We start from the raw sequence: 19,408 nt of genomic DNA, 5'->3' as shown, positions 1-19,408 counted from the left end.
TGACTATGACCGCACGTGAAACTGTGGTTCCAGTTTTACTTGAAAAAGTTTACAAACTGATTCAAGACAAACTTGACCTTGCTCATCGACCTCTCGTAACTCAACTTGCTCAACACTTGTTTAGTAATGTTTCTCACGACGATCTAACTCAGAGAAACGAATCCGATTTATACGGTGCTGTAGTTAGCTTATGGCATCACATCAATGAAAAGAAAGCTGACCAAATCTCTGTTCGTGTTTTTAACCCGACAGTAAGTCGTCAAGGTTGGCAATCTACTCACACTATCGTAGAGATAGTCGTACCAGATAGCCCATTCCTTGTAGACTCTGTAAAAATGGCGCTGACTCGCCTAGACCTTTCTTCTCACCTTCTGCTTCATAATCCAACTCAAATCTCTCGCTCTGATAAGGGCAGTGTTGTCGGCGTGAGCAATAACGAAGGTGCATTCCAATCGCTTTTCCATATCGAAGTAGACCGTCTTAGCAGCAAATCTGAAATGACAGCGCTCAAAACGGAACTACTGGATATCTTTACCGATACTGGTTTAGTCGTGAACGATTGGCTGAAGATGGTTGAAAAACTTGAGGAAGTAACCAATCAAGTTGAAAAGCAAAAAGAAAGCATTCCTGTAGACGGTCAACGTTTTGATGAGACGTTGGCGTTTCTTCGTTGGTTAGGCGAGCACAACTTTACGTTTATGGGTTACAAGGAATATGACCTTGTTTCTGTAAATGGCGACACAGAACTACAACCGACCAAGGAGCAAGGCCTTGGTTTGTTTGCGAATTCAGATCGTGTGCGTAACGTTAAGCTGTCTGAGTTTTCGGATTCGGCACGTCTTGAAGCCAAAAAGCCTTATGTACTTATCGTAACCAAGGGCAACACGGCTTCACGCATTCACCGCCCAGCTTACAATGATTACATTGGTATTAAGAAGTTCGATAAGAACGGTAAGGTCATTGGTGAACACCGCTTTACTGGTCTTTACACCTCTGCCGTTTATAACCAAACCGTTGAAACGATTCCTCTTGTTCGCGAGAAAGTAGAGCGTATCTTAGACGCGAGTGGTTACCGTGAAGGTTCATACTCTTATAAAGCTCTGCACAACATTCTAGAAAACTACCCGCGAGATGAACTGCTTCAAGCTCGTGAAGAAGAATTGCTAGAAGTCGGTACTGGCGTAGTTCAAATGCAAGATCGCGATCTTCTGCGTTTGTTTGTTCGCAAAGACCCGTTTGGCCGTTTCTTTAGCTGCATGGTTTACGTTACTAAAGATCGTTACAACACCGAACTTCGTCGTCAAACCCAACGCATCTTGAAGCAGTATTTCGGTTGCGAAGAAGAGGTCGAATTCACGACATACTTCTCTGAAAGCCCACTGGCAAGAACGCACTATATTGTTCGTGTTGATAACAACAACATGGATGTGGACGTGAAAACAATTGAGCAAAATTTAATGGAAGTATCGTCTACGTGGGATGACCGCCTGTCTGAATCAATCGTTGCTAACTTCGGTGAGAGCAAAGGTCTTCCGTTATCGAAAGAGTACATGCGTGCATTCCCACGTTCGTACAAAGAAGACATGATGCCTGGTTCTGCGGTTGCAGATATCGAGCGTTTAGAAGCACTAAGTGAAGACAACAAACTAGGTATGCTTTTCTACCGCCCTCAAGAAGAGGCTGCAGACTCTAAAGCTGTTCGTTTGAAGCTGTTCTACCACAGTGATGAGCCGATTCACCTGTCTGATGTTATGCCAATGCTTGAAAACTTTGGCCTGCGCGTTATTGGTGAATCACCTTATGAAGTACGCAAGACCAATGGGGTGACTTATTGGATCCTTGATTTCTCGATGCTGCATAAGAGTGACAAGACGATTGATCTTCGTGAAGCGCGCGATCTATTCCAACAAGCCTTTGCTGCGATTTGGGAAGGTGAATTAGACAGCGATGGTTTTAACCGCTTGGTATTGGGTGCTGCTCTTTCTGGCAGTGAAATCTCAATCTTACGTGCGTATGCGCGTTACATGCGCCAAGTGGGTTTCCCATTCAGTCAACAATACATTGAAGACACATTGTCTCATTACCCAGATCTAGCAAAAGGGTTAGTGAGCTTATTCGGCAAGCGTTTTGATCCTAAATTGAAGGGCAGCGCGAAAGGCCAACAAGATCTTATTAAGAAGATCACTGAACAGTTGGATCACGTAGAAAGCTTGGATGATGATCGTATCATTCGTCGTTACATGGAAATGATCACAGCAACGCTTCGTACTAACTACTACCAGTTAGACGACAACAAACAGTCTAAACCTTGGTTGGCTCTGAAAATGAGACCAAGCGAGATCCCAGATATCCCAGCACCGGTTCCTGCGTTTGAGATCTTCGTTTACGCACCAGACATTGAAGGTGTGCATCTACGTGGCGGTAAAGTCGCTCGTGGTGGTTTACGTTGGTCAGATCGTCAAGAGGATTTCCGTACTGAGATTCTAGGCCTAGTTAAAGCACAACAAGTTAAGAACACAGTAATTGTACCGGTTGGTGCAAAAGGTGGTTTCGTTTGTAAGCGTCAGCACACTATGTCTGGCCGAGACGAGATCTTCGCTGAAGGTCAACGTTGTTACAAACGCTTCATCCGTGCACTACTAGACGTATCAGACAACATCATTGAAGGTGAGGTTATTCCACCTAAGAGCGTTGTTCGTCACGATGAAGATGATCCGTATTTGGTTGTTGCCGCCGATAAAGGTACCGCAACGTTCTCAGATCTAGCAAACTCAGTATCTGCTGAATACAATTTCTGGTTAGGCGATGCATTTGCCTCTGGTGGCTCTAACGGTTATGACCATAAAGCCATGGGTATCACGGCGAAAGGTGGCTGGGAATCAGTTAAACGTCACTTCCGTGAAATGGGCATCAACTGCCAAACAACGGACTTCACCGCTATCGGTGTAGGTGATATGGCGGGCGATGTGTTTGGTAACGGCATGCTGTTGTCTAAGCATATTCGTATGCAAGCTGCGTTTAACCACATGCATATTTTCATCGACCCGAATCCAGAATCAGCATCAAGCTGGGTAGAGCGTGAGCGCTTGTTTAATCTACCTCGCTCAAGCTGGGAAGATTACAACAAAGACCTGATTTCTCAAGGTGGTGGCATTTTCTCTCGTCGAGCGAAGTCTATCTCTCTGACGCCTGAAATTCAGAAAATGCTAGGTACTAAGAAAGCATCAATGGCACCGAATGATTTGATCAAAGCGATCTTGTCTATGCAGGTTGATCTTCTTTGGAATGGTGGTATCGGTACTTACGTTAAGTCTTCAAACGAGACTCATACAGATGTAGGTGACCGTGCAAATGACGTGCTGCGTATCGATGGCCGTGACCTAAAAGCTAAAGTTGTTGGTGAAGGCGGTAACTTGGGTATGACTCAACTGGGTCGTATTGAATACGCGCTGACGGGTGGCCGCGTTAATACTGACTTCGTTGATAACGTTGGTGGTGTTGACTGTTCGGATAATGAAGTAAACATTAAGATATTCTTGAATGGTTTGGTGTCTAATGGTGATCTAACCGTTAAGCAACGTAACCAAGTGCTTGAATCAATGGAAGATGAAGTGGGCGAAATCGTACTAGACGACGCATATTGCCAAGCTGAGTCTATTTCGGTTACTGAGCATCAAGGTGTTGGCTTAGTCAAAGAGCAAATCCGCTTTATTCATACAATGGAAAAAGCAGGGTACTTGGATCGTGGTTTGGAATACATCCCTGATGACGAAACACTGCTTGAGCGTGAAAAGCAGGGCCAAGGCCTAACAAGACCAGAGCTTTCTGTACTTGTTGCTTACGGTAAAATGGTGCTTAAAGAAGATCTTGTTAGTGATGATATCGCTAATGATGAATTCCATGCTCAACAGCTTATGCAATACTTCCCAACAGCGTTACGTCGTAACTACTCTCAGCACATGGATAATCATCCACTACGTTCTGAAATCATTGCGACGGCATTGGCTAACCAAATGGTTAACGAGATGGGTTGTAACTTCGTTACTCGTCTGCAAGAAGAGACGGGCGCAAATATTGTTGATATTGCCAATGCTTACGCGGCAACACGTGAAATCTATGGTCTTGGCAAAGTTCTGAAGAGCATCCGTGAACTGGACAATGTTTCAAGTTCTGAAGCTCAATATGAATTGATCTACCATGTTCGTCGTACACTTCGTCGTTTGGCTCGTTGGTTGCTAAGAAACCGTACCGGAAAACAGTCAGTGAAAGCATTGATTGAACTTTACCAAGGCGATGTTCTTACTATCACAGAGAAACTGGATGAAAACCTAGTGGCTTCTGAAGTAGAAGAGCATAACGCAATGGCACAGTTATGGATTGACCAAGGCGTAAACGCTGAGTTGGCTAATTCAGTTGCGCGTTTGTCTAGCTTGTACTCAGCACTGGATATATCCACAGTGGCTCGTGAGACGGGTAAAACAGTACAACAAGCGTCTAAGCTTTACTTCAACCTTGGCGACCGTTTGTCTCTGCACTGGTTCTTGAAGCAAATCAATGGTCAAGCTGTAGATAACAACTGGCAAGCGCTGGCACGTGCAGCATTCAGAGAAGATCTGGATTGGCAGCAACGTCAGCTAACTGGCCAAGTGCTTAACTGCGGTTGTGCTTCAGACATCGATGTGATTAAAGCGCTTGATGATTGGATGGAAAGTAACTCTGTTTCTCTACATCGTTGGGAAAGTATCCTCAATGAATTCAAAGTGGGTTCGGTTCATGAGTTTGCCAAGTTCTCAGTAGCATTGCGTGAATTGATGTTATTGAATCTAAACTGCATGTCGACAGATTAGTGATTAGATAAAACGAAAGACACAAGGGCAGGCCATAAGGTCTGCCTTTTTTGTTTCTATAAAGTGGCATCTATAGGTCTAACGATTTTTGACGGACCCACTTCGTGGACACCTTGCTTGTTGTTAAAAGAGTGGGTGGCTGTAATATGGTAGAGACTAGAAATGAGTAAACTGACTGCAGAAACGATAACGTTTGCTTAATAAAGAACCTCATTCGCTAGCAAACTCGATTATCTTACCCTTACAGACAGTAATAGATTGAATAGTTGAGTAAATAAGTAAATAATATCGCCCCGTTTACACGGGGCTTTTTTCTATCGGAGGCACAATGCTCTACCGTCTAGCCAGAACTGGCTTTTTCCAACTTGATGCCGAAAAGGCACATGATCTTGCAATTCAAAATTTCAAACGCTTCACAGGCACTCCTATTGATCTTTTGTATCGCCAACAATTACCTAATCGACCTGTAGAATGCATGGGTCTTACTTTTAAAAACCCAGTTGGCCTAGCGGCTGGCCTAGATAAAAACGGCGAATGTATTGATGCATTTGGCGCAATGGGTTTTGGTTTCGTTGAAGTAGGAACGGTAACTCCTCGTCCACAAGCCGGTAATGACAAACCACGTCTGTTCCGTCTTGTTGAAGCTGAAGGTATCATCAACCGCATGGGGTTCAATAACTTAGGCGTCGACAACCTTATTGAGAACGTTAAGAAGTCGAACTACGACGGCATCTTAGGTATCAACATCGGTAAGAACAAAGACACACCAATTGAAAAGGGCGCTGAAGATTACTTGATCTGTATGGAGAAGGTATATCAATACGCTGGTTACATTGCTGTGAACATCTCTTCACCAAATACTCCAGGACTTCGTTCTCTACAATACGGCGAAGCTCTAGACGATCTATTGTCTGAACTTAAAACGAAACAATCTGAACTAGAAGAGAAGCATGGTAAATATGTTCCTCTTGCTCTTAAGATTGCTCCGGATCTAAGTGATGACGAAATTAGCCAAATTTGTGAATCATTGATCAAAAATAAGATCGATGGTGTGATCGCAACAAACACAACATTGGATCGTTCAATCGTTGAAGGCATGAAACATTGCGATGAAGCGGGTGGCCTAAGTGGACGTCCAGTTCAATCTCGCAGTACTGAAGTGGTTCGTAAACTTCACGAAGAGTTGGGTGACCAATTACCGATCATCGGGGTAGGTGGCGTTGACTCTTACGTCGCTGCGAAAGAGAAAATGATGGCAGGCGCGAAGCTTGTACAAGTTTACTCTGGTTTCATCTACAAAGGCCCAGGCCTTGTAGGCGACATCGTCAAAAATCTATAGTTCGTAAAAACGATCTTAGTCCAAAGACTACAATCCGGCATCGTCTTACTAAAAGAGACACTGTAACTCACTGAGTTGTAGAGAAAAGCGATAAGAAAGAGGAATTCATTTCCTCTTTTTTTTTGCCTATCGCACAGTAAAATTACTGTAATTGAAGGTAATTTTGCGTTTTACCTAATGGAATGGTTCAACAGTGTGAGACGAAATGATGCTTAAACCTAGCGATACATGGAGTTGGTATTACGATGAGCAGCAATGTTCATTGATGCTAAACCTCGGAGAGGATATGATTTTTAAAACGAATCTGGTCCGCAATAAGCTGGTGGACTGCGCTTTTAAAGATAATGAATTCACTGTTGATGATGCATCTTCCTACCAAACCTTCAAAGAACAAATTTCTGGCTTAGAACTGTCTGAGCCACGACAAGCAGAGCTTGCACTTTATTGTGTGGCTGCAAAGCGTTTCCATAAGCCTGTACAGCCTAAAAGCTGGTTCTTCGACTCACAAGGCGTTGGCCATGAATATCCTCAAGAAGGGGATATTGTACAAATGAATAACGAGCATAGCCTTGGTTACTTCATTGTATTAGAAGTAGGAGAGTGTGCGAGCCTATGCGCATTTGTAGACTTAGAAGAGTTCCTCTTAACGCCTTCAAAAGGTTTACGCTTTGGAGACTCGATTAAAGTCATGCACGATAGAATGACTGATGCAAATGCCATCCTTCATCAAACGCATATTGCTATGGTGGGTTAACCTCTAACCTCTAATCTAGAGCATCACTAGAGCATTATTTCGACCAATCATCGCTACGAATAAACCAGTAATACCTTCCCCATAATCGGCTTAATAGCCGATTTTTTTGTGCCTAAAAAAGCCTATCTCAATAAATACGACGTAGTTCATTCATTTGAATGACGTTGTTCACTTATTTAATTTGTAAAAAACGTATCTTTTTTAACCTCAATTTAGACCGATTCTCTCATTATCGATAGCGGGTTTCCTCTGTTTATTCCCTGTTTGGGGTCTTTTGTTGCTAATTTTCAATCTAAATTTCAGTCTGGTGTATACCAATTTAAGGGTGAATATAAATGCACTTAATGATTTAAGCCTATCGATGAGTGTTATTTCTGTAAGATTGAGAGTTGTTGTGTTGTAAGGGAGTGCGGGTAAGCGATCGCTTCATGACTGACCATTTGCTAAGCAGTTAGTAGAAAGATTCAATGAAAAGACGAGTTTAGTGTGATGCTCTAATAGCAAATTCAGGTATAATCGAGCTCATTTTTATCAATAAAAGAACACTATGAATCAATATCTAGCGGTTACCTCAAATGGCCTTGAGAATTTATTAGTTGAAGAACTAACCCAACTAGGGATTACAAACGCAAAACCTGTTCAAGCAGGTGTTAAATTCAAAGCCACCAATGAGCAAATTTATCGTTGTTGTTTGTGGAGCCGTTTGGCTTCTCGATTTGTACGTGTCCTTTCAGAATTCACTTGTATGGATGACATGGATCTTTACCTATCGACCACTGCGGTTAACTGGGTAAATCAATTCCATAGCACTAAGCGTTTCGTTGTTGACTTCAATGGCACGAACAACGAAATCCGTAATAGCCAATACGGTGCGATGAAAGTAAAAGATGCCGTTGTAGATTGCTTCGAGAAGAAGTCTTTACCGCGCCCATCTATTAGCAAAGAAAATCCAGATATTCGTATTCACGTTCGTCTGCATCGTGACAAAGCGATTCTTGGTGTGGATATGGTAGGCAGTGGCCTTCATCAACGTGGCTACCGTCCAGAATCAGGTCGCGCACCACTGCGTGAAACTCTTGCTGCAGCGATTCTTCTTCGTAGTGGTTGGGATGCAACGAAACCTTTCCTAGACCCTATGTGTGGTTCAGGTACGTTAGTGATTGAAGCGGCGATGATGGCTGCAAACATGGCACCTGGTGTGAAACGTCAGAAATGGTGTTTTGAATCATTAGAAGATTTCGAACCAGAGCTTTGGGCTGAAGTGAAAGCAGAAGCGAACGTTCAAGGCCGTCGTGGCGTTAAGAAAGTAGAATGTAAGTTCTTCGGTTATGACAACGACGAACGCATGATCAAAACGGCGCGTGACAATGCACGTCGTGCTGGCGTTGAAGAGTTGATTGAATTCGAAGTAGGTGACGCAGCAAAGCTTAAACGCCCTGCAGAGTTCAATGATGGTGTGATTGTGTCAAACCCTCCTTATGGTGAGCGTTTAGGTACAGAGCCGGGCTTGATTGCACTGTACACAGCATTTGGTGCTCAACTGAAGGCTGAGTTTGGCGGCTGCAACGCGTCTATCTTCTCAAGTTCTGATGAATTACTTAGCTGCTTGCGTATGCGTGCAGACAAACAGTTCAAACTGAATAACGGTGCGTTACCGTGTCACCAGAAAAACTACTCAATTTCAGACCGTCCTATGTCTGAGCGTCCAACTGGCGAGCAAGAACTGTTGATTGCTCCTGATTTCGCGAACCGTCTTAAAAAGAACATCGGCAAAATCGGTAAATGGGCGAAGAAAGAGCAACTAGATTGCTACCGTATCTACGATGCTGACTTACCAGAATACAATGTAGCGATTGACGTATATCCGGGTCACCTTGTGATTCAAGAATACGCAGCGCCTAAAGATGTGCCGGAAGACAAAGCTAAGCGTCGCTTAACCGATATCATCCGTGCTTCTATTCAAGTCACTGGCGTTGAAGCAAACAACGTGGTTCTTAAGGTTCGTCAGAAGCAGAAAGGCCGATCTCAATATCAAAAAATGGCTCAAGACTCCTCTAACCTAGAAGTGAACGAATACGGCGTTAAGCTGATTGTTAATCTTCATGACTACTTAGATACGGGCTTGTTCTTAGATCATAAGATCACTCGTCGTCGTATCGGCGAAATGGCTGCAGGTAAAGATTTCCTTAACTTATTTGCTTACACAGGCAGTGCATCTGTTCATGCTGCTGTGGGTGGCGCACGCTCTACAACAACCGTTGATATGTCTAATACCTACCTTGAGTGGGCAAAACAAAACATGGAGCTTAACGGCCGTGTTGGTCGTCAACATCAGTTTGTTCAAGCTGACTGCTTACAGTGGTTGGTTAAAGAGCAGGGTTCTTACGACCTGATCTTCATTGATCCCCCAACGTTCTCAAACTCTAAGCGTATGGATCAATCTTTTGATGTTCAGCGTGATCACATTCAATTGATGGAAAACCTTAAGCGTCTTCTTCGTGAAGAAGGCACAATTGTGTTCTCTAACAACAAGCGTCACTTCAAAATGGATGTAGAAGGCCTAGAAGAGTTAGGTCTCAAAGCTCAGAACATCTCATCTAAAACGCTTCCATTGGACTTCTCTCGTAACAAGCACATTCATAACTGCTGGTTGATTACACATAAGTAATTAATAGATTGTATAAGGATATAGCGTGCTGACTCTCTACAGTACAGAAGGGTGCCATCTATGTGAGATGGCATTCAAACTCACGGAACAGTTAAACATTAGCCATCACGTCAACGTTGTCGACATTGCATTTGATGATGAGCTCTTTTCCCGTTACGGGGTCACTATTCCGGTGCTCAAATTTGAAAGCTCTGACTTTTCTCAAAGCTCAGAGCTTAACTGGCCATTTGGCTTGTTAGAACTTAATGATTGGTTAAAAAAGAATGGCATTACTTACAATTCATAACGGGCAATTAGCGTTTGGCGATCACCCGTTATTAGATCGTGCGGACTTTGCACTGCAAGAAAACGAACGTGTGTGTTTAGTAGGGCGCAATGGCGCGGGTAAGTCTACGTTGATGAAAATCCTGTCAGGGAACATCATCATGGACGACGGCAAGATGCAAATCACACAAGATGTGGTTGTGTCTCGCCTTGAGCAAGATCCACCGCGTAATGAAGAAGGCACCGTTTATGATTACGTTGCTGGTGGCCTAGCGGAAATCGGCGAACAGCTGAAGATCTATCATGATCTTTTGGATCTCATTGGTACTGACCCTAGCGAAAAGAACTTAAATCGTCTTACTCGTGTACAAGAGCAGTTGGATCATGCCAACGCATGGCGTTTCGAAGATCGCGTAAGTAACGTAATGGCGGCGCTTAAACTCACTGCTGAAACAAAACTGACCGATTTGTCTGGTGGTTGGCAACGTAAAGCGGCGCTTGCTCGTGCGCTTGTATGTGACCCAGACGTGCTTCTGCTCGACGAACCGACTAACCACCTAGATGTTGCGACAATCGAATGGTTAGAAGGCTTCCTGAAAGACTTCCGTGGTTCAATCATCTTTATCTCGCATGACCGTGCTTTCATCAAATCGATGGCAACTCGCATTGTTGATCTTGATCGCGGCAAGCTGAGCTCGTTCCCTGGCGATTACGAAAACTACTTGCTAGAGAAAGAAGAAGCGTTACGTGTCGAAGAGATGCAGAACGCTGAATTCGATAAAAAGCTTGCTCAAGAAGAAGTGTGGATTCGTCAGGGCATTAAAGCTCGTCGAACGCGTAACGAAGGCCGTGTACGTGCACTTAAGAAGTTGCGTGAAGAGCGCATCAATCGTCGTGAAGTGCAGGGTAAAGCGGTTATTCAGATCGATGATGGTCAACGTTCAGGCAAGATTGTATTCGAAGCAGAGAATCTTAACTTTGGCTTTGAAGGCAAAGAGATTGTTAAAGATTTCAGCTTCAACATTATGCGTGGTGATCGTATTGCTCTGATCGGCCCTAATGGCTGTGGTAAGAGTACCGTGCTTAAACTGCTTCTTGATCAGCTGAAGCCTGATTCTGGCCGTCTGCATTGTGGTACTAAACTTGAAGTGGCTTACTTCGACCAATATCGAGAAATTCTAGACCCTGAGAAGTCAGTAATTGACAATCTGGCGGATGGTAAGCAAGAAGTGACAGTAGGCGGCCGTGAGCGCCATGCACTGAGCTACCTACAAGATTTCTTGTTCTCTCCTAAACGTGCTCGCACTCCTGTGAAGGCACTGTCTGGTGGTGAGAAAAACCGCCTGTTATTAGCTCGTATTTTCCTTAAGTCGAATAACTTATTGATTCTCGATGAGCCAACCAACGATCTAGATATCGAAACTTTGGAACTTTTAGAAGATTTGCTTGCCAACTATCAGGGTACGCTTCTTTTAGTGAGCCACGATCGACAGTTTGTTGATAACACGGTTATGACAAGTTGGATTTTTGAAGGCAACGGCGTTGTTGAAGAATTTGTTGGTGGTTACCACGATGCTCAGCAACAAAGAAAGCAGGCTATAGAGTACCGACAGGTTGAAAAGCCATCAAAGCCAGAGAAAGTAGTTGAGGAAACTCCCAAAACTGCGCCAGTTAAGGCTAAAGCTAAGAAGTTATCGTATAAGCTACAACGAGAACTAGAAGCGCTACCTTTGCGTTTGGAAGAATTGGAAACTCAAATTGAAACTCTTCAGGAAGAAGTCAACGATCCTAGCTTCTTTTCAAAATCTGTAGAGCAGACACAACCAGTATTAGATAAGCTATCTGCAGCAGAGCAGGAGCTTGAAGTCGCTTTTGAGCGCTGGGAAGAGCTCGAGGCACTACAACAGGAAAGTTAAGAAGTAATCATGACTTGTAATAAATTTAAATTAACAACAGTTGCAGCCTTAGTTTTGGCTGCAACTAACGCGAATGCTGCACTGTACAAGGTAGTTGAAGTCGCGACTCCTAGCTCAATTGTCGGAGCTTCTGAAACGTTTGGTGTCGCGATTCAACCAGCGGCGGTTACCGGAACTGAAAGTTGTTTTACCGCTGGTACTATCGGTGGTGTCGCTTGTGATAGCTTTAAGCTAGCAGGTGAAACTCGTAATTCGCTTGAAGCCATTAGTTACCGTGAAGAAGTTCCTTTCGCTATGGATGCTGTCTTCCAATATTTACAAGAGTTCGATGACTTCAAAAACTATTGTAAACGTGAACTAAGATATTCCACATGTGAAAGCTGGGCGAAAACTCGCTGGGAAGATACTTGGTTTAAGGAAAGAAACAACCTGAGTTATGTAAATGCAAAGGCATTTATAGAAGGCGGGGCAATACTCGATACTCGCAATACAGTGATCAACTCCCTTTATGTGAACGACGCATCAGAAGTTAAGCCTTTAGGTATCAAATCAGAAGGTAGCATTCGTAATAACGCAATCTTTACAACGTCACCAAATGGGCCTGCAGGATCTTCTGAGACTCGTGCATGGAAAGCTATCAAAGCAAGTAATGGTATTGTTTACAATGTAGGTAGTGTTTCTACTAGTGAAACCATTACGGAGACGTCAACGCCGGATCCTGTATTTAGTTCAAAAGCTGCTATTTGGGATGGTACGAATACCAAGCAAATCGATTGGACTCGTGGTGGAACTGCTAGACAAGGCGATTACTATGCTCAAGGTAGCATGCGTTCAATTGCCGAATCGGATACTAAGTTTTATGGCGTAGGCTACAATACTGTTGATGGTAGTGGTGATCTGCAAGATATGAATGCATCTGTATTCATCAGTAAATCTCTGGACTTAGCTGACAGCGCGAATACTTGGACGACCAAATCAATTGAGGGGGCTAAGGTCAACTCTAACTCGTCTAATGATTACAAATACAGTAACTCTGTAGCGACCGATATCAACAAAAACTTGTTTGTTATTGGTAACTCTAAGCGTAATGGTAGAGTGCCTGAAAATGGTAGCGCAGGCAGTAAGATGTTCGTTGTTACTGATGCTTCAGTTGCGACTCCAACAGCGACATACCTAACGGGTGGTATCTTCTTTGCTGGTTCGAGTGGTGAAGCTAGAGCCGTTAACAACTTCAATGAAATTGTTGGTCAAGTTGACGCAGAAACAACGCGTGAAGTTGATGGCAGTGAGCGTAGACACCGTGGCTTTATTTATCCATATCAAGCAACGGGTACTGACCCATCAAGAATTGATCTGTTTCAGAACAAAGCTTGGTTTCTAGATGATCTAACTAACGATGGCAACGTTTCTGGAGAGAACAACAAGTTCCGAATCATTGATGCTTCAGGCATCAACGATGCGGGTGTTATCTCTGCAACAGCTATAAAATGTATGATCGATACAAATGGAGACGGTAGAGGTAACGATGAACGAGCCTACGATACAACGTCTCACAACTCATACTGTGCTGGTGCTGCGTCTAATGCAGTAGAAGAGGTTGTTGCGGTTAAATTGATTCCTATCGAAGGTAAAGGTAAGAGCGATATCCAAGCTCGTAGTACTGATACAGCAAAGGTCGATCGTAAAGGCGGTAGCTTAGGTTGGTTCGCTTTGACTGTACTCGGCTTATTAGGGTTCCGTAGAAAATTTAAATAATTTCATCTCTTGAGCCCGAGTTCACAATTCTGAATTCGGGCTTTTTTTTCGCCTTGAGAAAAGTGAAAAACTGGTCGATTCTTAAAGTTGGAGTCACAAAAACTCCGCAAAGTTGTAATCATTGTATGTTAGTAAATAGAACACCCGTATGAGGACTGCACTATGAAGAGACAAAAGCGTGATCGACTAGAACGAGCACAATCTCAAGGCTACAAAGCTGGTATAAACGGTAGGTCACAAGAAGCTTGCCCATATAGCCAAATGGATTCTCGGTCTTATTGGTTAGGTGGTTGGCGTGACGCCAAAGGTGATAAGCAATCAGGTCTCTATAAGTAGATAGGGCGGAACATATTCAAAGATCAAGGCTCCATTGCTGGGTACAGCAGTTGGAGCCTTGTTAGTTTCTGAGTGGGCATATAAGTTAGATAAAATAAATGTAATGGCGTAGAGAGCTAACACTTTAAGCTGATACTGATACTTGTAGTGGAATACACAGTTGCTGGTGGACTAATACAGTACAGTTTCGGAATAAGAAAGTTTGTTTAATCAGTACACTCTAGTGCACTATAACTAAATGTATTGGAGTGAAAATAAAGCAGCCAATGGCTGCTTTATTAAAATCTAACTGCGTTACTCTAATTAAATGATTAGATTAGAATGCTGACGTATCTTGGAAAAGGCCAACTTTCAAATCTTTAGCAACATAAATCTCTTTGCCATCAACAAGTACGCGACCATCTGCAAGGCCCATAACTAGGCGACGGTTAACAACACGCTTCATGTGGATTTCGTAAGTCACTTTTTTCGCAGTAGGTAGGATTTGACCAGTGAATTTCACTTCGCCTACACCTAAAGCACGGCCTTTGCCTTTGCCGCCAACCCAACCAAGGTAGAAGCCAACAAGCTGCCACATTGCATCAAGTCCTAGACAACCAGGCATTACTGGGTCACCAGGGAAGTGACAGTCGAAGAACCATAGGTCAGGAGTAATATCCAGTTCAGCAAGAATCAAACCTTTACCGAAATCACCTTCAGTCTCAGACATTTTAGTGATGCGATCCATCATCAACATGTTCGGTGCTGGTAGTTGAGGACCTTCAGGCCATAGTTCGCCTTGGCTTGATGCTAGAAGATCTTCGCGAGTGTAAGAATCACGTTTGTTTTGCATTATCAATTACTCCAATTTTTGATAGGTGCATATTAGTGAACAGGTGTACGCTAAACAAGTCCGATCAGTACTAGACAAACCAGTTTTTAATGCGTCCAACAATTCCAATAGGGTGCTCATGTCTTTCAAAGTTTTCAATACGTTCCGCAATTTTGCTCAGAACGCTTTCTTGTTCATCGTCTCTAAATGGTTTGTTCATAATAAGAGGAATAGCTTCATCTACATTAGAGACAGACCAAATATGGAATTCTTTGTTTTTGATGCTTTCAATTAGGTCTGGCTTCAGAGCAAGATGTCGTAAGTTAGATCTTGGAAGGATCACACCTTGTTCGCCAGTTAACCCGTTGTGTTTACACACATGATAGAAGCCTTCGATTTTCTCGTTTAGCCCACCAACTGCTTGTACACGACCGAATTGGTCGACAGCTCCGGTTACTGCTATTTGTTGATTGATAGGGTATTCCGACAAAGCACTGACCAAAGAGCAAAGCTCAGCAAGAGAAGCACTGTCGCCATCAACTTCGCAGTATGATTGCTCAAACACAACAGAAGCAGCATAGGGCAACGGATCTTCAAGGTTTAACGCGCTGCTTACAAACGCTTGCATGATCATCATACCTTTGGCGTGAAGGTTACCACCGAGTTCCGCTTTGCGCTCAACGTCGGCAATATCACCATCACCAAAGTGGATAACACATGAAATTCGGGCTGGTTCACCATACGATACTGGGTGTCCTGGTACATCGATAACCGTCAGACCATTAACTTGTCCAACTTGTTCACCCTCGGTTTCGATAATAACTTGGCCATCTCGAATATCATCAAGAGCACGTTCAGGTAAGTACGATTCACGGTTGTATTTGTGTTGTTGTGCTTGCTGAATATGGTGACCATCAATCTCACCATGGTCGGCTTCAATCAAAGCTTCGTTCAATAACGCATTGTGCCAAATCGGGCACAACGGTATATAGCTTTGGTCTTCAGTTCCTCTTGCTCCAGCAGTTAGAATGCCTGTCACCGCCTGTTGCGTGATGTTTGGCAGTTCATAACGTTGTTGGAGCCATTTAAGGTAACCAAGATATTGCGTCAACGTCTCTTCTGTTAGCTTTATGTCTTGTTCAATTTCACTGAATAGGCAGAAACCAGTTTGAATATCACTGTCTAGATAATCAAGATCGCCGAGTTGAGCTCGGTCTCCAACCACAATCAACTTAATATTGTAGGTAAGCGGTAAAGATGGAGATTGGTTTAAGTGTTCTGGGTTGCTACTGATGGGCTCTACGGCCTCACCAAGAAGTGCAGACTTAAGCAGTAACCAGCTTCCCGGGTTTGCTAGAATCAAGTTGGCTGAAACAATCAGATAACCATTGTTCGCTCTAGCCAGTAAGCCAGGCTTTGTCGCAACGACTTGGCCGTCTTTTGATTGAACTTGGTCAAACAAAGAGACAGCATTTAAAGACTCAGTTTTTATTACTGGTAACGTGTGATCATCTAGAGCAGTAACTAAAGATTCAACAATCATTTGACGATAGATCGAATTGTCCGGAGCGTTGACAAGTAAAACACGCGAAAGGTTGGACAAGCGGACAAAGCGGGTTAACGCATCGTTGAATCTATGTTGAATGTCTGAAAATGGGAAAGGCGAGATGTCAGGGAATTGCTCTAATTGAGCGCTATATTCGTCGTACTGAGGCGTAACATGTCGCCAATCTACTAGAGTCATTTAAGTTTCTGATTATGATAATGAGGTAGGGAGTATATAGAAAAACCGATCTCGCTTGTAGCTCTATGTTGTAGTTACTAATCACTAAGCTAATATAAGTATGATCTTGGTCTATTCTTTCAAGACAACAATTGTTAAATAGCCTATTTTGGGTTACGCTGTCACTAGGATTAACTCTCGAGATTAGACATGAAATATCAGCAACTTGAAAACTTGGAATGTGGTTGGAAATGGAACTATCTGGTCAAAAAATGGAAAGAAGGCGAGTCGATCACCTGCCATATTGATTCAAGTGAAGCTGACGTTGCTGTACAAGCCTTATTGAAGCTTGAACACCAACCAACAGGTGTTCTTGAGTGGATATCTGACAACATGTCTCCTGAGCTCGATAACAAGCTTAAGCAAGCGATCCGAGCTAAGCGAAAGCGTCACTTTAATGCTGAACAAGTTCACACCAAGAAAAAATCAATCGACCTTGATTATCGTGTATGGGAAAAGCTATCCCAGCGTGCGAACGAGCTAGGTTGTACGCTATCAGATGCTATTGAGTATTTGGTGAGCGAAGCATCTCGTAGTGAACAGGCCAGCAAGACAGTAACCAATCTTAAAGAAGATTTAAGCAAGCTCCTTTCTGACGATAAATAATCATCAACAGTAGTGGTGACATTATGATGTATGTAATCTTAATCGGTGCAGCGTTGGTTTTTTGGTTAGTCGCGGTTGATAGGCCGGTATTGAAAATCAAATTTAACGATGGGGCGATCGAACAAGTTAAAGGTCATCTTCCACCCAGCTTTAAGCACAACCTTCAAGAGATTGGCCACAACAACACTTTTAAAGGTGAATTAAAAGTGTACGCAAAGCGGTCTGGTTATAATCTCAAGTTCACAAAGGATGTACCTAAGAACGTGCAACAACGTATTCGTAATGTATTCCCGCATAACGGCTTCAAATCTAAAGGCTCAAAGAAGGCGTAATGGTCAAGAATTACGTCTTATCTTGTCAATCTTCATACTAAGTTAGTTCTTCGGTTGTCTTAACCATCGTCATACTGTTCTCAGTTCCAATAAAGGAGAACAGTATGAGATATCTAATCCTTTTGTTGTTTTTTTCATCCCCAGTCGTATTTCCCGACGATGCATTGGTTAATCCGGTAGCCAAAAAAATCAAAGCCACGGTCATGAAAGGACTAAAAAAGAGCAATGTTGAAATCGATGGTTATTGTGACCTGATGATTGAAATGAAGCACTCCAAAGGTTATACAAAAATCAAGAGAGTGAGAACGTCCGGCGATAGTAAAGCTTGTAGACAGGCGAAACAGCACTTACCAACCAAGAAAAAGTTCAAATATAGTTTTCCAGAAAAGTACATCCGACTTCATATCACAAACTGACCATTATGATGCACTATAACTAAATAATATTAATTTGATTGACTAAAACGTCAATGAATACGAGTGAATTACGGTGATCTGAGTTAGATGCCAGTTTGTTGCACTGTCACTTCATGTAAGCAATATGTCTCGTAGGGCGTTAATTTTACTGATATCTATTTAACCGAAGGTGCCAAATGTACACGAATCTTGTTTAGCGACAGCGTGTTTAACGGGGATGCCGAGGTGTTGGCAAGTCATCAGTACCTTTAGTTTCCTATCGGCAGGAGCGTGTTCTGAGAGAATCACAGAGCTTATACACTCTTTATTCAGATACAGCTTGTTGCCAATAATCTCTTCATTGGGCAGTACCCAGCGATATTCTTTTTCGTAACGCCAGTTTGAATGTTTGATTCCAAGTACGCTCACGGCTAATTTCGATGCTTTTGACTTAACTAGCGAAGGAGAACTAAGCATGCTTGGGTTGTCAGTATACTGAACTTCAAAGCAATTGAGATCTGCCTCACCGTGATAACAGTTAAGATCATACTCAATACACATACCTTTAAAGTTATCGCCATACTGAGACCAAAGTATGGGATGGTCATTCGATTGAGAGAAGCACATAACCTTGAAGTCATTCTGAAGTTCTTTGTTGAACAGGTGATGAGATTCAAAAGGGTTATTAAAGGTCTTAGCGGAATCAAACCACAACGAACACTCGGATATCGATTGTATGTTTCTATCGTGAAGAGATCTGAACTTATAAAGTTTAGGCAACATATCAAACACCTGGTTTACAACATTGTCTGATGTTAACACTATAATTCATAATGTAAGCGTGAATGCATAGTGTTTGCTTGCTTAGTCACCAAGTTTAATCATATAACTGATTGATAGATCAAAATTTAAACACGAAATAGCAGCCTGTTTGAGTGATTTATCTTGCAATAGCGTTGGTTTTTTTAATAAGTTGCAACGTAACTTTATATTGGTGGAGGAATAGGCCTATATTTGGAGGCAATGTAAAGGAAGTTAAGTGAACCAATAATGATAAATCCGACCTCAAAGAGATCGGACTATTTGCAATGCTAGGCTAGTTGACCGCTATAAATTGGTCTAGTCATTGAAGGAACTTTAGAAATGGTATCTTGCACCAATGTATGCTGTTTTGGATGAAACATCGATGGATTCTATTTCAATATGTGCAGAGCGGTAACCGATATGAACGTCGATGTTATCGGTAATTATTGCGCCAAATTCTCCATCGATTTGGTAAGCGGCCTCAGATTCAGAAGCTGAGAGCCCAAAGGCTTTGATTTCCGTATCAATAGATCCAACGCCTGCTAACAGGGAGACATACAAATCCAAGACGTCGCCTTTAACGATGAATTTGGGTTTAACATTCACGAAGAAGGCTTGGCCTTCCATATCCATCATTTGAGCAAAGTTAACTTTGCCAATTTTTCGGTACTCCGCTTCTAATCCCAGCTTTACTACATCGTGTGTATTGAACTCATAACCGCCAACTAAGTTATAACTCAAGTCGGCTTTGTTGCGTAATTCAATGGAACTAAATCAAGAACCTACGATCTGATCAGC

The 19,408-nt window shown here is 42.8% G+C and carries 14 protein-coding genes and 1 pseudogene; 11 read left to right on the top strand and 4 right to left on the bottom strand.

Translation table 11 applies throughout. From position 1 onward, the window contains the following. Positions 1–5: 5 nt before the first annotated feature. The 8 genes from ACED28_RS08825 (at position 6) to rmf (ending at position 13,879) form a co-directional block, all read left to right on the top strand. Entirely contained in the window at positions 6–4,847 is a 4,842-nt protein-coding gene (locus tag ACED28_RS08825; protein ID WP_371709675.1) for an NAD-glutamate dehydrogenase, read from the top strand. Between the two features lie 328 nt (positions 4,848–5,175). Continuing rightward, entirely contained in the window at positions 5,176–6,186 is a 1,011-nt protein-coding gene (pyrD, locus tag ACED28_RS08820) for a quinone-dependent dihydroorotate dehydrogenase (RefSeq protein WP_017099304.1), read from the top strand. Positions 6,187–6,391: 205 nt separating this feature from the next. Continuing rightward, positions 6,392–6,940 (top strand): cell division protein ZapC, encoded by a 549-nt coding sequence (locus ACED28_RS08815; protein ID WP_017106984.1) that lies wholly within the window; start codon positions 6,392–6,394, stop codon positions 6,938–6,940. A gap of 547 nt (positions 6,941–7,487) precedes the next feature. After that, the gene (gene rlmKL / locus ACED28_RS08810; protein WP_371709674.1) at positions 7,488–9,608 is read left to right on the top strand and encodes a bifunctional 23S rRNA (guanine(2069)-N(7))-methyltransferase RlmK/23S rRNA (guanine(2445)-N(2))-methyltransferase RlmL; all 2,121 of its coding nucleotides are present in this window, start codon (positions 7,488–7,490) and stop codon (positions 9,606–9,608) included. 25 nt (positions 9,609–9,633) lie between these two features. Continuing rightward, positions 9,634–9,894, top strand: coding sequence for a glutaredoxin family protein (locus tag ACED28_RS08805; RefSeq protein WP_012603885.1), 261 nt, complete (start codon positions 9,634–9,636; stop codon positions 9,892–9,894). Continuing rightward, positions 9,872–11,788: an ABC transporter ATP-binding protein gene (locus tag ACED28_RS08800; RefSeq protein WP_009846664.1), complete on the top strand. Its 1,917-nt coding sequence runs from the start codon at positions 9,872–9,874 to the stop codon at positions 11,786–11,788. The genes ACED28_RS08805 and ACED28_RS08800 overlap by 23 nt, the downstream gene beginning before the upstream one ends. 9 nt (positions 11,789–11,797) lie before the next feature. Further along, a complete protein-coding gene (locus ACED28_RS08795) occupies positions 11,798–13,543 on the top strand; it encodes a DUF3466 family protein (protein WP_371709673.1) in 1,746 nt (581 codons plus the stop codon). Between the two features lie 162 nt (positions 13,544–13,705). Continuing rightward, positions 13,706–13,879, top strand: coding sequence for a ribosome modulation factor (rmf, locus tag ACED28_RS08790; protein ID WP_009846667.1), 174 nt, complete (start codon positions 13,706–13,708; stop codon positions 13,877–13,879). A gap of 316 nt (positions 13,880–14,195) precedes the next feature. On the opposite strand, the gene fabA is transcribed toward rmf, so the two are convergent. Both fabA and ACED28_RS08780 read right to left on the bottom strand, forming a co-directional pair. Continuing rightward, complete coding sequence (gene fabA, locus ACED28_RS08785; RefSeq protein ID WP_010440782.1) at positions 14,196–14,711, bottom strand: bifunctional 3-hydroxydecanoyl-ACP dehydratase/trans-2-decenoyl-ACP isomerase; 516 nt, start codon at positions 14,709–14,711, stop codon at positions 14,196–14,198. 70 nt (positions 14,712–14,781) lie between these two features. Further along, positions 14,782–16,434, bottom strand: a complete 1,653-nt coding sequence (locus ACED28_RS08780; RefSeq protein ID WP_371709672.1) for an AAA family ATPase — start codon at positions 16,432–16,434, stop codon at positions 14,782–14,784. Positions 16,435–16,623: 189 nt separating this feature from the next. Here ACED28_RS08780 and matP point away from each other — a divergent pair, with 189 nt between their 5' ends. From matP to ACED28_RS08765, 3 genes are all read left to right on the top strand, one after another. After that, positions 16,624–17,079 (top strand): macrodomain Ter protein MatP, encoded by a 456-nt coding sequence (gene matP / locus ACED28_RS08775; protein ID WP_009846670.1) that lies wholly within the window; start codon positions 16,624–16,626, stop codon positions 17,077–17,079. A gap of 23 nt (positions 17,080–17,102) precedes the next feature. Continuing rightward, positions 17,103–17,411 (top strand): DUF3634 family protein, encoded by a 309-nt coding sequence (locus ACED28_RS08770; RefSeq protein WP_012603889.1) that lies wholly within the window; start codon positions 17,103–17,105, stop codon positions 17,409–17,411. Positions 17,412–17,515: 104 nt separating this feature from the next. Continuing rightward, positions 17,516–17,827 carry a hypothetical protein gene (locus ACED28_RS08765; RefSeq protein WP_017101103.1) on the top strand — a complete coding sequence of 104 codons (312 nt, stop codon included), beginning with the start codon at positions 17,516–17,518 and terminating at the stop codon, positions 17,825–17,827. 159 nt (positions 17,828–17,986) lie between these two features. Here the strand turns inward: ACED28_RS08765 and ACED28_RS08760 are convergent, their stop codons facing one another. Both ACED28_RS08760 and ACED28_RS08755 read right to left on the bottom strand, forming a co-directional pair. Beyond that, positions 17,987–18,589 carry a DUF2971 domain-containing protein gene (locus ACED28_RS08760; RefSeq protein WP_029225506.1) on the bottom strand — a complete coding sequence of 201 codons (603 nt, stop codon included), beginning with the start codon at positions 18,587–18,589 and terminating at the stop codon, positions 17,987–17,989. A 354-nt stretch (positions 18,590–18,943) separates the two neighbouring features. Beyond that, positions 18,944–19,357: pseudogene (locus ACED28_RS08755) on the bottom strand (outer membrane beta-barrel protein); the annotation flags it as partial. Between the last annotated feature and the right edge of the window lie 51 nt (positions 19,358–19,408).

Source organism: Vibrio sp. 1F253 (genome assembly GCF_041439295.1).
GTDB classification, from domain to species: Bacteria; Pseudomonadota; Gammaproteobacteria; order Enterobacterales; family Vibrionaceae; genus Vibrio; species Vibrio tasmaniensis_A.
Note: the sequence above shows the minus strand (reverse complement) of the source record. Positions and strands in the feature narration are given on the sequence as shown.

Excerpts from the sequence above, each read along its gene's own strand:
- ACED28_RS08825 (WP_371709675.1), top strand. The coding sequence starts at position 6 with ATGACCGCACGTGAAACTGTGGTTCCAGTTTTACTTGAAAAAGTTTAC.
- pyrD (WP_017099304.1), top strand. The coding sequence starts at position 5,176 with ATGCTCTACCGTCTAGCCAGAACTGGCTTTTTCCAACTTGATGCCGAA.
- ACED28_RS08815 (WP_017106984.1), top strand. The coding sequence starts at position 6,392 with ATGATGCTTAAACCTAGCGATACATGGAGTTGGTATTACGATGAGCAG.
- rlmKL (WP_371709674.1), top strand. The coding sequence starts at position 7,488 with ATGAATCAATATCTAGCGGTTACCTCAAATGGCCTTGAGAATTTATTA.
- ACED28_RS08800 (WP_009846664.1), top strand. The coding sequence starts at position 9,872 with ATGGCATTACTTACAATTCATAACGGGCAATTAGCGTTTGGCGATCAC.
- ACED28_RS08795 (WP_371709673.1), top strand. The coding sequence starts at position 11,798 with ATGACTTGTAATAAATTTAAATTAACAACAGTTGCAGCCTTAGTTTTG.
- rmf (WP_009846667.1), top strand. The coding sequence starts at position 13,706 with ATGAAGAGACAAAAGCGTGATCGACTAGAACGAGCACAATCTCAAGGC.
- fabA (WP_010440782.1), bottom strand. The coding sequence starts at position 14,711 with ATGCAAAACAAACGTGATTCTTACACTCGCGAAGATCTTCTAGCATCA.
- ACED28_RS08780 (WP_371709672.1), bottom strand. The coding sequence starts at position 16,434 with ATGACTCTAGTAGATTGGCGACATGTTACGCCTCAGTACGACGAATAT.
- matP (WP_009846670.1), top strand. The coding sequence starts at position 16,624 with ATGAAATATCAGCAACTTGAAAACTTGGAATGTGGTTGGAAATGGAAC.
- ACED28_RS08770 (WP_012603889.1), top strand. The coding sequence starts at position 17,103 with ATGATGTATGTAATCTTAATCGGTGCAGCGTTGGTTTTTTGGTTAGTC.
- ACED28_RS08765 (WP_017101103.1), top strand. The coding sequence starts at position 17,516 with ATGAGATATCTAATCCTTTTGTTGTTTTTTTCATCCCCAGTCGTATTT.
- ACED28_RS08760 (WP_029225506.1), bottom strand. The coding sequence starts at position 18,589 with ATGTTGCCTAAACTTTATAAGTTCAGATCTCTTCACGATAGAAACATA.